Source organism: Sphingopyxis sp. UBA6723, from assembly GCF_002454115.1.
Taxonomy (GTDB): Bacteria; Pseudomonadota; Alphaproteobacteria; order Sphingomonadales; family Sphingomonadaceae; genus Sphingopyxis.
On record NZ_DKIH01000010.1, the window covers coordinates 338,768 to 351,459 of the forward strand.

At 58.5% G+C, this 12,692-nt stretch carries 10 protein-coding genes and 3 pseudogenes; 11 read left to right on the forward strand and 2 right to left on the reverse strand.

Translation table 11 applies throughout. From position 1 onward, the window contains the following. The 3 genes from B4F07_RS10235 (at position 1) to B4F07_RS10245 (ending at position 3,579) form a co-directional block, all read left to right on the forward strand. Positions 1–1,632, forward strand: a complete 1,632-nt coding sequence (locus B4F07_RS10235; protein ID WP_293701147.1) for an alpha-D-glucose phosphate-specific phosphoglucomutase — start codon at positions 1–3, stop codon at positions 1,630–1,632. Between the two features lie 217 nt (positions 1,633–1,849). Further along, positions 1,850–2,539: a helix-turn-helix domain-containing protein gene (locus tag B4F07_RS10240; protein ID WP_349681324.1), complete on the forward strand. Its 690-nt coding sequence runs from the start codon at positions 1,850–1,852 to the stop codon at positions 2,537–2,539. A 389-nt stretch (positions 2,540–2,928) separates the two neighbouring features. After that, positions 2,929–3,579, forward strand: coding sequence for a choice-of-anchor C family PEP-CTERM protein (locus B4F07_RS10245; RefSeq protein WP_293701145.1), 651 nt, complete (start codon positions 2,929–2,931; stop codon positions 3,577–3,579). Between the two features lie 738 nt (positions 3,580–4,317). Here the strand turns inward: B4F07_RS10245 and B4F07_RS10250 are convergent. Continuing rightward, positions 4,318–4,965: a PEPxxWA-CTERM sorting domain-containing protein gene (locus B4F07_RS10250; protein WP_293701144.1), complete on the reverse strand. Its 648-nt coding sequence runs from the start codon at positions 4,963–4,965 to the stop codon at positions 4,318–4,320. 709 nt (positions 4,966–5,674) lie between these two features. Here B4F07_RS10250 and B4F07_RS10255 point away from each other — a divergent pair. Next, positions 5,675–6,280: a PEPxxWA-CTERM sorting domain-containing protein gene (locus B4F07_RS10255; protein WP_293701143.1), complete on the forward strand. Its 606-nt coding sequence runs from the start codon at positions 5,675–5,677 to the stop codon at positions 6,278–6,280. A gap of 1,341 nt (positions 6,281–7,621) precedes the next feature. Here B4F07_RS10255 and B4F07_RS10260 read toward each other — a convergent pair. Next, positions 7,622–7,780, reverse strand: a pseudogene (locus B4F07_RS10260) (IS5/IS1182 family transposase); the annotation flags it as partial. 106 nt (positions 7,781–7,886) lie between these two features. Here B4F07_RS10260 and B4F07_RS10265 point away from each other — a divergent pair. From B4F07_RS10265 to B4F07_RS10295, 7 genes and pseudogenes are all read left to right on the forward strand, one after another. Then, the gene (locus tag B4F07_RS10265; RefSeq protein WP_293701142.1) at positions 7,887–8,114 is read left to right on the forward strand and encodes a hypothetical protein; all 228 of its coding nucleotides are present in this window, start codon (positions 7,887–7,889) and stop codon (positions 8,112–8,114) included. Continuing rightward, complete coding sequence (locus B4F07_RS10270) at positions 8,068–8,298, forward strand: hypothetical protein (RefSeq protein ID WP_293701141.1); 231 nt, start codon at positions 8,068–8,070, stop codon at positions 8,296–8,298. The genes B4F07_RS10265 and B4F07_RS10270 overlap by 47 nt, the downstream gene beginning before the upstream one ends. Positions 8,299–8,303: 5 nt before the next feature. Beyond that, the gene (locus tag B4F07_RS10275) at positions 8,304–9,617 is read left to right on the forward strand and encodes an HlyD family efflux transporter periplasmic adaptor subunit (RefSeq protein ID WP_293701140.1); all 1,314 of its coding nucleotides are present in this window, start codon (positions 8,304–8,306) and stop codon (positions 9,615–9,617) included. After that, positions 9,578–11,752, forward strand: coding sequence for a peptidase domain-containing ABC transporter (locus B4F07_RS10280; RefSeq protein WP_293704750.1), 2,175 nt, complete (start codon positions 9,578–9,580; stop codon positions 11,750–11,752). Before B4F07_RS10275 ends, B4F07_RS10280 begins: the two co-directional genes overlap by 40 nt. Before the next feature lie 180 nt (positions 11,753–11,932). After that, positions 11,933–12,037 (forward strand): annotated as a pseudogene (locus B4F07_RS10285) (UTP--glucose-1-phosphate uridylyltransferase); the annotation flags it as partial. 27 nt (positions 12,038–12,064) lie between these two features. Then, positions 12,065–12,331, forward strand: coding sequence for a hypothetical protein (locus B4F07_RS10290; protein ID WP_293701783.1), 267 nt, complete (start codon positions 12,065–12,067; stop codon positions 12,329–12,331). Beyond that, positions 12,219–12,524: pseudogene (locus B4F07_RS10295) on the forward strand (DUF4118 domain-containing protein); the annotation flags it as partial. The gene B4F07_RS10290 and the pseudogene B4F07_RS10295, both read left to right, overlap by 113 nt. Positions 12,525–12,692: the final 168 nt, after the last annotated feature.

Consider the following 12,692-nt stretch of genomic DNA (forward strand, 5'->3'; position numbering starts at 1 on the left):
GTGCCGACGATCAGTTACCGAACCAGGCCATTCGCCGATCAGAAGCCGGGTACCTCTGGCTTGCGCCATAAGGTGCGCGTGTTCGAGCAGCCCGGATATGCCGAGAATTTCCTGCAATCCATTTTCGACGTGGTCGCACGTCCGGATCGCGCCACATTGGTGATCGGCGGCGACGGTCGCTACCACAACCGGACGGTCATTCAGCAGGCGATCCGTATCGCCGCGGCCAACGGCTATGCCCGCGCCATCATTGGCCGCGGCGGCATCCTCTCAACGCCGGCGGTCAGCCATCTGATTCGCAAATATGGGGCGAGCGGCGGCCTGATTCTGTCCGCCAGTCACAATCCGGCGGGCCGCGACGGCGATTTCGGGATTAAATACAACATCGCCAACGGCGGCCCGGCACCCGAAGCGATCACCGATATGGTCCATGCCCGGACGTTGACGATCGATCGCTGGTTGGCCGAGGATAGCTCCGACATCGACCTCGATCAGGTGGGACAACATCGTGTTGGCTCGATGGACGTCGAGATCATCGATCCGGTGCAAGATTATGCCGACCTCATGGAAGAGCTGTTCGACTTTGCCGCGATTCGCGGTGCGGTGGCCGGGGGCTTGACCATGGCGTTCGATGCCATGCATGCGGTGACCGGACCCTATGCGGTCGAGCTGCTCGAAAAGCGCTTGGGCTTTGCGTCGGGAACGGTGCGCAACGCCGTCCCGCTCGAAGATTTTGGCGGCGGCCACCCGGACCCAAACCTGGTGCACGCGCACGATCTGTATGCGCTGATGATGAGCGAAGCGGCACCCGACTTTGGCGCGGCGTCGGATGGCGATGGCGATCGCAATCTGATCATCGGGCGCGGCCGTTACATCACCCCCTCCGATTCGCTCGCCATGCTCGCGGCCAACGCTCATCTCGCGCCCGGCTACGCGCGCGGCCTGCGCGGCATCGCCCGGTCGATGCCGACGAGCGCCGCTGCGGATCGGGTCGCCGCCGACCTTGGCATTCTCTGTTTCGAGACGCCCACGGGTTGGAAGTATTTCGGCAATCTGCTCGACGCCGGGATGGCGACAATCTGTGGTGAGGAAAGCGCTGGCACCGGATCCGACCATATCCGCGAAAAGGACGGACTTTGGGCGGTGCTGCTGTGGCTCAACATCCTGGCGGTTCGGAAGATATCGGTTGATGCGCTGGCGCGCGCACATTGGGCGCGCTTCGGGCGCAACTATTATGAACGCCACGATTATGAAAATTTGCCAGTCGCGGACGCCGAAAATCTGATGAATGCGCTAAAGGCAGGACTTTCTAGCCTGTCCGGCACCACCTTTGGAAATCTTGCGGTGACCCTGGCGGACATCTTCACATACGATGATCCCGTCGACGGCTCTTCGAGCACCAACCAGGGCGTGCGTATCTTCTTTGCCGACGGATCACGGGCAGTTTTTCGGCTTTCGGGAACCGGGACTGAGGGGGCAACGCTGCGCATATACCTCGAACGTTATGAACCCCCCGACGGCGTTATCGACGCCGCGGCATCCGAAATGCTTGCAGGTCTTGCGTCGGTCGTTGAACTGATCGCCGGGGTTCACAGATATACTGGTCGGGCCGGACCCGACATTGTGGCCTGAAGAACGGCCGATTTGCCATTGGCGCTCGGCGCGTGAGAGAGGCAGACCCCGAATCTCGGGCCGTCGCCATTGGCACCGGACAACGCCCTGTATCGCCGCTGTCGGACTGTCGCCGGAGGCACCCGGTGCATTTGCGGACGAACATTTTGGCCGAAATATCCTGGTTTCCATTCGGGCGCTAAGACGGTTTTAACACCGTGTGGCCGATAACAGGACCATGGCTATTTCTGCATATTTTGAATCAGGCGCAAGGTCGTCAGCGGCAACCCGGGCAAAGCGCCGCAAACTGATGCTGGAGGTCCGCGGCGCTCATGCGTCAGGCGCCGATGTGCCCGTGACGATTCATAACATCTCCGAAACAGGATTGCTGATCGAATGCGAAGCGTCGCTAGCGATCCGCGACCGCATCGACATCGATCTTCCGCATGCGGGCGTGGTCCCCGCGACGCTGGTTTGGGTGAGCGGTCGGATGTTCGGTTGCCAGTTCGACGCGCCGATTTCGCCTGCGGCGCTGAGCGCGGCGCAGTTGAGAAGTGCTATTGCTATCGAAGAGGCATCGCCGCCGTCATCCGTCGTCGAACAAGACTCCGTTCCGGTCGGGCCGCATAGTTCCAGCTTTGCCGCGAATTTGAAGCGCCTGCGTAAGGCGAAAGGCCTGAGCCAGACCAATGTGGCCGAACATCTTGGCGTGAGCGGCCCGTCGATTTCGGGCTGGGAAAAGGGTCGTGCCCGTCCAAAGGAGGACCGTTTGGCCGACCTTGCCCATTTGCTCGGCGTCCCGGTGTCCCAGTTGCTCGTCGATCCCCAGCCCGACATGATCCACGATCTGATCGATGCGAGCCGGGAGCAGATCGCGCGCGCCACGGGTGTGGCTCCCGAGAAGGTTCGAATCATCGTCGAGTTTTGAGCAAGCGGGGATTGCTGAGGTCGACGGCGAGGATCGACGAGGGCCGGCAGACGGTGCGCGGCTTTATTGTCTCAGCGCAGCCGACTCTGGTGCCGACGCCTGACGAGGTGATCGAACAGACAGAGATTGCGGGTCGGCGCATCTGCTAGCGATCAACAGATCTGGAAGCGCGGGGTGACCCGCGATAGCCAGATTTTTGATTTTCGAGGTCATAAATCGTTTCACAATGAGACAGATGACGCGATTTTTCGACAATTTGCTCGCCTACAGCACACTTAACAACTGGTTAAAAATTCCATTTTGTGCGATGCAGCAGAACGAATCGTTGACTTGAAATTGATCGTACGGGTCGAGCAAGGCGACAGGTCCATCTGAAGGGGTAGAGAAATATGCGCAGCATTTTCGCCGCAGTCGCCGCCGTCGCGTTGGTTCCGGCCAGCGCCAGTGCCGCCACGCTTGTCAATGGCAGTTTTGAAAACGGCACTCTGACAAATCCGAGCTTCGCGACCGTCGCCGGGGGTAACTCGACCTCGATCAACGGCTGGGTCGTGACGGGCAACAGCGTCGATTATATCGGCAGCTATTGGTCGGCGCAGCAGGGCTCGCGCAGCATTGATCTGAATGGCAATGGCCAAGGCGGAATTCAGCAGACGTTCGATACCGTCGTGGGGCAGCTATATAACATCAGCTTCTGGCTGGCGGGTAACACCGACGGTAACCCCACCACCAAGTCTGTCCGGGTCGGTGCGGGCAACGTCAGTTCGGTCTTCACCTTCGACACCACCGGATTTAGCGCGCCAAACAACATGGGGTGGAAGAACTATAATTTCCAGTTTACCGCCGGCCCTGGCACATCGACCACGTTGTCCTTTGCGTCACTCGATACAGGATCCTTTGGTGCATCGCTGGACAATGTATCGGTGTCAGCTGTTCCGGAACCTGCGACATGGGCCATGATGATGCTTGGCATTGGCTTGATTGGCGGTGCAATGCGCCGCCGGACCACCGCTCAGTCCGCAACTCGCCTGATTAAGGCCTGACCTAAATCCCGCGCGGCCCTGCCGTCGGCTAAGTACGACGGCAGGTTCATTGATAATGGCTCGGGTCGGGTCGACCCGCCTTGTCTATTCTCTTTGTAAGAATCTTGGTTCGTACCAAAATTCGCGTTCGGGCGTTCATGTCGGTTCGCCGTGGTCGGGGCCTGCACATTCGAGCTGGGAATTTGAACGACCGCCAAAGTCAGGATGCTGAAGGCCTGGCAGTTCGGGCGCGACAAAGCTTATCGCTGCGTATTGCATTCACTGCGGCTGAGTGCTCATTCATAAATCCGGATAGATTGTTGGCGCTTGCGAATGGCGTTTCATCAGGGTCGTCAACAGGCAGGCTGTGACTGTCGAGCCTCAAGCAAACGCGCTTATGCAACGGCCAGAGGCTGCTGATTTCTGCCGCCTATCGCATTGTGTGAGCGCGACACATTGGCGCTCTGCCGATGTTTGTGCGGCATGTTCTTCGCCGGTTCGGCAAACGGCGCGTCGCGCGACACACTAAAGATTTCCGATGTCGACCAATCCACCGGGGTGGAGCAATCGGTTACGAGAACGATCTCGAAAATAGGCGGGGCGACGTTGCCGGACAGGGCGGAGAGCGACGTGTTGAACCAGGAGATGCTCCGGTGGACGCGCTAGCGTCGGTCGCTCGTCCAATTGGTTCGATAGTCTGAAGATATGTTTGGGGGAACCGCCGTCCGTTGACGGCGGTTCCTCAGTCCAGCGCTGAATTCAAACGTAGGCAGCGGTACGATACTGACGGCGGCGTGTCCGCAGCACCCCACCGACGAAGCCCAGTCCGAGCAGCATCATGGCCCACGTTGCCGGCTCAGGAACCGCGCCCGGTGAGGCAATCGTGTAAGGCGTGGCATTGGCCAAGGCCTGATTGCCGATGTTCGTATAGCCGTTGAGAAAGGGCTGCCCGAAAGGATCTGCCGCCGAATTGACCGTGATCGTGCCGCCATTCATTTTGAACAGGTAGTTCACACCCTCCAGCGTAAAGATGGTGTTGAAGAAAAAGCCGTTAAAGGCGCCATTATTATATTGCACCATTGCCGTCGGATCGTCGGCCAGGGTGAACACATAGGGACCAAAGTTGAACTTGAAGGCGTCAGCAGCGGGAATGCTCGTAATATCAGCATAGCTGTTGAAGAAGACGTTGACGAAGCCCGACCCCGCGGCCGGGATCAGGTCTTGATCATATACGAAACTGCCGGTGAATGTGTCACCCGGGAAGAACGGATCGCGCAGCGGGTCGCGCACATTCGCGTCACCCCCAAACACGCCCGAAGAGAAATCGGCCTTGACGTAAGATGCTGCATGGGCCGGCGTGGCGAATAGCAGCAGGACGAGTGCCGCGGCTAAAGTACGAAATGTCATGATGTTCCCCTCAGTCGATCGGATGTGAGCATTCAACGACTCAGCCCGCGCCCAAGACCAGTCATCAGAGCGATGGCAGGGAAGAGCCATCTGATCAATTCTTTGTTAACCTTTCTGTATAAAAACTTGGTTCATATTAAGACATCTATATTTGGGTGTGCTCTCTCCAACGGCCCCCGCATGTGCCGACATCGCGGTTAGACCATCAACGAAGGCGACTTTTTCGCTTTCTTTGGCCGTTCTACCGTAAACCCAAGTCGACCAGATATCCCAGCGCGAATGGGCAAATCCGCCGTTTCCACTGTTGCCCTGGGCGCCAATGGTGCGGTGCCATGACCCGCGACCTAGGCGAGAGGCTTCCTGGTGCCGCGAAATCGCCGAATTCCATGTCAAAGTGCGTATAATCCGATTCTCTCAAATGCGCGGCGCGGCATGGGATCAAGGGGCTTGCACCCATCTAGCTGTGTTGCCGCCATGGCGGGGAATGTTCGACGCCCTGTTGGCGGAACGACATCGCGCCGATGTCCAAGCGTGGTGAAACGGGCGAGCTTCTGATCAGGCCGATGCAGGTAATGAGTGCAATCTTCGTATTGCCGCTCGGCGCAACCCCGGGCTTGTGGCTTTGATACGCGCCTTGCAGCAAATGTAGGCGGCAATTGCAGAACCGTTCCAAAACGAAACAACTTCTAAAGTCTGGCAGCAGCAGGGCATGGACTCGCGCCGAGAAATCTTACAAATGTTAAGAAATCTTAACGGGGGTATTATGAAAAGACTTTGGATCGCTTGTTCGTTCGCAGCTTTGCTTTCGGCTTCGCCTGCTCAAGCAGCGACTTTGATCGGGGATACGGTAACCTGTGCGCAGGTCGGTGCGGGATCGACCTATTCCTGCTTTACCAACTCGGCGATTGTGGGTGGCGGTCGCGAGTTTGTTGTCGGTGCCGCGCCCAATCCGGCTATTGGACTCAACTTCAACGGCGGCGGACTGCGGATTACCAACATTTCGGGCGGGGCACTCTTCCTGACGCAGACCATCGTTTCGCTTGCGGACCTGTCGAAGGCATTCACCAGTGCCAACTTGCTTAATTCTTCGATCCTCGGTTTTGGCCAATCTGATGTGACGATCCAGAATGGTGTGCTGCGACTCGATTTCGCTGGCACCGTTTGGGGGCGTAACTCGACCGCCAATATCGCGCTCGACACGGCCGCAGCGGTGCCCGAGCCGGGTACCTGGGCCATGATGCTGCTTGGACTGGGGGCAATGGGTGCAGCGATGCGCTCACGCCGCCGCCAGAAGATCAGCGTTCGCTACGCTTGACCGGACTGACGTTCGGCATTGGACATCGGGGGGCTCGGGTCTGGCATGACCTGAGCCCCTTTTGCGACGATTGCTCGTATCCATATCGCCTTTGGGGCCAGGCTGGGCTTTGGGCAGTTCGTGATGTCGTCGTGACAGAAACACCGCATGGAACCGCCGCGCGATTCAATCTACTTTGAGCAGCTCGCGCGCGTGGCCCGAGCGAAGGCTAGCCGTTGCGGAGACCCTTTTCTGGCGCGCCGTCTTCGCGAGGCAGCGATTCATCACGACCGCACGGCTCGAAAGCTTCGCCGCGCCGAGCAGGCAGGAAAATCCTGACTGCCAAGCCCCGCTCATCCTGACGGGAAGACAGCGAAATCACGATTGCTTCTCGGCGCGCGTGGACTGCCGGCGATCTTAAAGGTGACAGCTGCGTGTCACCTTGCGCCGCGTTGCTGCAGCATCGCCAACAACCCATCTTAGACGTGGGCCTCAAACAATTCCGTCATCAAATCATCCTCGGCGCGCCCTTCACTGCAGCGGGTGGCTTCGGCTTGCCGAGGCTTCAACGTTGCGTCGTGTGCCCCAGCGCTGTCCCTTCCACCGGTTGTTCAAGTGGCTCGGTCGAATTTCGCAAATGTTACGACCTCGTGCGGAGGATAAACCATCGCCCGCCCCAAAAAGATGTTGGGTAGACCGGCAGCCGACCTGCCCCCTAGGCAACATGCATCCTGCGCACATCGCCCGTTGATCACGCGACCCGATCATCGGCGGCATACGCCGCCGGGGTCGGAGCGGCAAAATTCGCTTCGGCCCTTTTTCGGCAAGCTCTTCCGGTAGCCCGTGCGGCGGCGCGGTTTGGGGTAACGCAGCGTTTATGTGCTCCAGGCGAAGAGAGCGCGGGCACCACGACCAACTCTGAACTGCGCTTCTCGGTTCACAAGCAAGCAATCGCCGATCTGAGCCGATGTGCCATCTCGATGGATTGATCCGGTGACCGGAACAAGCAGCCTATAGAGATACCACCAGCTTCATTTTACCTTCATAGGTCAGGGTTATAGTAGCCAGGCTCTGCGACGCCGCGACCCGCGGCGCAGGGCCGAAACTTGGCATGGACAAACTTGTGTGTGCCATCAAAACTAGCCCGGTCCTCCCCACTCCGAGGGTCGGGCTTTTTTGTGTGCGCTTCGACCGCGTCAAGCCGAAGCCGTCCGGAACGACGTTCCGTCCTGAACCGGTTGGCGAATTGCTGTCAGGATAGATCAGAGGTGTAGCGTAGCCAGCGCTTTTGCCACCGCACCCCTTTTGCAGCGACCATTGACATACGCGTTCCACTGATCGGCGCCGCGGATAGCGCGGGCAGGTCGCGGCGATCATGATCGTCTTGCGCGCGGGCGCCTGCGACGTCGCAGGCCTTCCATCATGGGGATGAAGATGCCTTTGTCGCTCCACCGCTTCCAGCGATCGTAGAGCGTCTTTGATGGGCCACATCCTCTTCGCATCGTGCCACCTCTGCCCATTGTCGGTGTGCTAGGCCGATGAAGTAGTTGTTTGAAACCGAATTTTGATCACAATCAGAGCGTAAGCCAAGTAACGTCGCTTACATTCAGATAAAGGAGATATCATAATGACATATATTAGTCATAATGACGTGTATGAAAACGGTATTCATGAACTAAGCTTTGATGAAATTTCTGAAGTGGGTGGCGGGCCCGTGGTTCTGGTACCTCTAATAGTTCCAGTAGTCAAAATTGCTGGAGGTATCCTTGCTGGTATTATCGCTGCGAATGCTGTCGGTGGATTAATTGATGGCCTTGCTGGAAACCCAGAAGAAACAGAGCCAGCAAAAAAATAGTATTAAGGACAAAATCCACATGATTCAGGAACTACAATTTGATGAAATTCAAATGATTTGCGGAAGTGGTGAAGTCAGTGACATCATTGATTCTGTCGTTGAAGGCATCGATAAGCTCGCCGACACTGCATATCAAGCCGGACATCGCCTTGGGTCTGCCCTCAGGTCGTTGTTTGTTGAATAAATAGTATGTCCGCGCTGCTTTGGTGGCGCGGACATATTTGTCATATATTCAAATTTATTATATTTTACGATCTTATTGGTAACTGGCATAAATTAATGTTCAGACCTGAAGCTATTGCGAAACACCACAATCGCTTGATTGGAGAAGTGGCGATTGCGGTGCCGGTTGCGTGGCAGGGTATTGGCGCATTAATTTTTTTTGGCGTGGCTGCTGGGGTGTTATTTTTGTCGTTGGCAAGCTATTCTCGTGTCGAAACCGTCACAGGCACGATAGCTCCGGACGCTGGCGTTTCATCCATTGTTTCAACCCGCGCGGGGGTTATCGCCGCCTTGGCTGTTCAAGAAGGTCAGAGCGTGGCCGCGGGCGCCGAGCTCGCCACCGTCCGGACTGAAGAGGATGGCGCGGCCATGTTTTCACCCGCTGCCCTGGTGGAAGCTGCGATAGCTCAACAGGATGCGAGCTTGGCCGCCCAATCCAGCGCAGCACAAGCATCTGCCGCAGCGCAGGCCTCCCAGCTTGCCGCACAATATTCTGGCATCGCTTCCGAAATCACCCATCTTCAATCGCAGATCACGACCCAGCAATCCTTGATCGCCTCCGCGCAAAAGGATCTCGACCGCGCCCGCACGGTCGCCGATCGGGGATTTATCAGCGGGCGGGATCTGCAAATACGCGAAGAAACCCTGCTCGCACGGCAGCAGGGTCTTTCACAGCTCGAACAATCGCTCGCATCCAAACGTGCTGCTCTGGCCGAGACCGAACGCTCCGCCGCTCAGATATCGGCCCAGGCCCGCATTCAAACTGCAAGCCTGTCCGCCACACGGGCGGAGGTCGCCCAGCAAGCCGCGAGCACGGCGGGCGCGCGATCTTATGTACTACGAGCGCCGGTAGCAGGCCGGGTCACCGCCCTCACGGCCCGCGTGGGGCAGCCTGCCCGTCCACAAGGTCAGTTAATGACCATCGTGCCAGCTGGCGCAAAACTACGCGCGGAACTGGCCGTGCCAAGCGCCGCCATCGGCTTTGTGAAACGCGGACAGCAAGTCCGAGTTGCGATCGATGCTTTCCCATACCAGCGCTTCGGCACGATTTCAGGAAAGGTGCAAACCGTATCAGCAAGCGCGGTGAGCATTCAAGGGCCGGACGGCGCGACGATTGCGGTCTATCCGGTTACTGTCGCCATCGATCAAGCGAGCGTTGTCGCCTATGGTCGCACCGAACCGCTGGTATCGGGGATGACGGTAACAGCGCGGATCGTCACCGAAAAACAATCCTTGCTGGAATGGCTGTTCGAGCCGCTATTCGCTGTGCGGCGGCGGTAGGCACTATGCTCGATTTAGGCTTTCTGGCCCGCTCGCGGGTGCGGCTTGTGCGGCAGACCGAGATTGCCGAATGCGGCCTTGCCTCCCTGACGATGGTCGCCAATTATCATGGCCTCGACATCGACCTCGGCACCATGCGCCGCCGTTTTGCACCAAGCTTGCGCGGTGCAGCGCTCAAAACACTGATTGGACTGGCCGACCGGATTGGTCTCACCCCGCGGGCGGTCAAGCTGCCATTGGAACAACTTGGCAATCTTCATGTCCCTGCGGTGCTGCACTGGAACATGAACCATTATGTGGTGCTCGAACGGGTCAAGGGCGAAAAGGCGCTGATCCATAACCCCGATGGCCGTTCGACCTGGATGCCGATGGCCGAGGTCTCCGACCATTTTACCGGTGTCGCCCTGGAACTTCGTCCCACCAACGATTTTCAGACTGGCAAATCGCGTGAACGGTTGAAGCTCGCGCAGCTATGGCAGCGCATGACCGGCATCAAACGGGCGCTGCTGCAAGTGCTGGTGCTGACGCTGGTGCTGCAAGCGTTTGTGCTGGCTTCGCCCTATTACATGCAGCTTGCCATCGATCAGGCCATTCCTGCCCTCGACAATGACCTGCTCACGGTGCTTGCGCTTGGGTTCGCGCTTTTCACTATCATCAATGCGGGTGCGGCGTTGCTGCGCTCGTTCGTGCTGCTTGTGGCTGGCACGAGCATTGGGTTCAGCCTGGCATCGAACATTGCGCGGCGGCTGTTCCGACTGCCGATTGACTGGTTTGAGAAACGCTATACGGGCGACATTTTGTCGCGCTTCCAATCCATTGGGCCCATTCAAAACTTTCTGACCCAAGGCGCCGTTGCTGCGTTGGTCGACGGCGTCATGGCGATCCTGACGTTGGCGCTGATGTTCTGGTATAGCCCGCTACTCGCTTTCGTCGCGTTGATCGCTTTCGTGCTTTACGCGGTGGTCCGCTTCGTTTCCTTTTCGTTTGAGCGCGAAGCGATAGAGGCGTCCATTGTCACCAGCGGCAAAGAACAAAGCACGCTGATCGAGACGTTGCGCGGTATGACAACGCTGCGCCTATTCGGGCGTGAAACACTGCGTCACGCGCTGTGGCAGACGCGGCTGACCGATGCGGTCAATGCCGATGTCCGCGTGGCGCGGATCGGCATTTGGCAAGTCACGGCAAACTCGATCATCTTTGGCATCGAGAACATTGTCGCCATCTGGCTTGCGGTTGGGTTCGTGATCAATGGGGTCGGATTCAGCGTGGGCATGGTCTTTGCCTATATGGCTTACAAGGGTCAATTCATCGGCAAGGCCGCTGCGCTGATCGACCAGGCTATCGCGTTCCGAATGCTGGGGCTCCACCTTGAACGCCTGTCTGACATTGCCTTATCCAGCGAGGACAGGAGTTTCGGCGAAAGCGCTGAAATTCAAACTGAGCTCGAAGGCAAAATCGAGTTGCGTGAGATATTCTACCGCTACGCGCCGAGTGAACCGCTGGTACTCGACGGTGTCAACCTGATCGTCGAACCTGGCGAACATGTCGCAATCACGGGGCCATCGGGCGGCGGTAAGTCCACATTGGTCAAGCTGCTGCTCGGCCTCGTTGAGCCGGAAGCTGGCGAGGTGCTGGTCGATGGTCTGCCGCTTGCGCGGTTTGGCCATAAGAGCTTCCAAAGCCAGATTGCAGCGGTTCTGCAAGAGGATAGCCTGTTCGCAGGCAGCTTGGCTGACAATATTGCGCTGTTCGATGAAACCATCGATTTGGAGCGAGTGATGGCGGCGGCGGTCGCCGCATCGATCCATGACGACATTGCCCGAATGCCAATGCAATATGAAACACTGGTCGGCGATATGGGGTCAACGCTGTCGGGCGGACAAAAGCAGCGCGTGCTGCTTGCTCGTGCGCTTTACCGTCAGCCTAGAATCCTCATTATGGACGAAGGCACCGCGCACCTAGATGTGGGCCATGAGCAAGCGGTTAACGCTGCCATTGGCGCAATGGGCATAACGCGCATTATCATTGCCCACCGGCAAGAAACCATATCGGCGGCCAACCGCATTTTGGTGATGACGGGCGGCAAAGCGCACGAGCTACCGATTGCTGCAAAGACAGGTGATTTCAGCTCCTAAGAGCATCATCGAAAATCGAATTGATTTTGATCAGCAAGTTAGATCGACGCTAGCGCCAGTCGTCGGTGCAGGAGTTTTGCCACAAACTTCCGGAGATCGACGATGTGGACCGAGGCGCGGCCTGAACCCGCCTGCGTTGCATCAGACGACAACGAACCCGTCCGTCGCGCGGTGCCGGCCGATGCCTACACCCTCGTCGGCGGCAATTTGATCTCGGTGCTCGAAGTGCCGCGTGAGCAGGCGTCAAGTTATGGCGTCATCGCCCCCGGCGCGCGCGACGGGGCGCGGATTTCGTCGCGGTGGTCGAAACGCATGGCCGCGCGGAAACCGAAGCGCTGCTGGGGGCAGGAAATCGTGGCGCGCCGCGAGGTCGAATATCGCGGCCCGACGCTTACCGAAATGGATCTTGACGCGGTACTACGCCGTGCGCCCGCGCTCGCACTGGTCGATGAATATGCCCATACCAATGTCGAGGGCAGCCGGATGGAAAGGTTGGCTGCGGGGCTGGGGCAAGTCGACCGCCTATGGAGGCGCCTTGGTGCTGATCGCGGCGAAGACGCTGCTTGCAAAATTTGCTGAACCGCTGATCGGGCGCGGCGCCGTCGATCTCCTTTATCTGATCCCGGTGATCATCGCGGCAACGCTTTATGGCCTGCGACCCGGGCTGTTCGCCAGTATCGTCGCTGCGCTCGCCTTCAACTTCTTTTTCCTCGACCCGGTCCACACCTTCACCATCGCCGATCCGCAAAGCGTGTTGACGATGCTCGTGCTGACCGGGGTGGCGGCAGTGACCAGCAACCTCGCCGGACGGCTGCGGACACGCGCCCGGATCGGGGTGCGCAGCGCCGAGGAGAATGCGTCGCTCGCGGCGTTCGGGCAGATGCTCGCGCGCGCATCGGACCGCGAGGCGACCGCGGTGGCGACCTGCGATGAAGTGTCG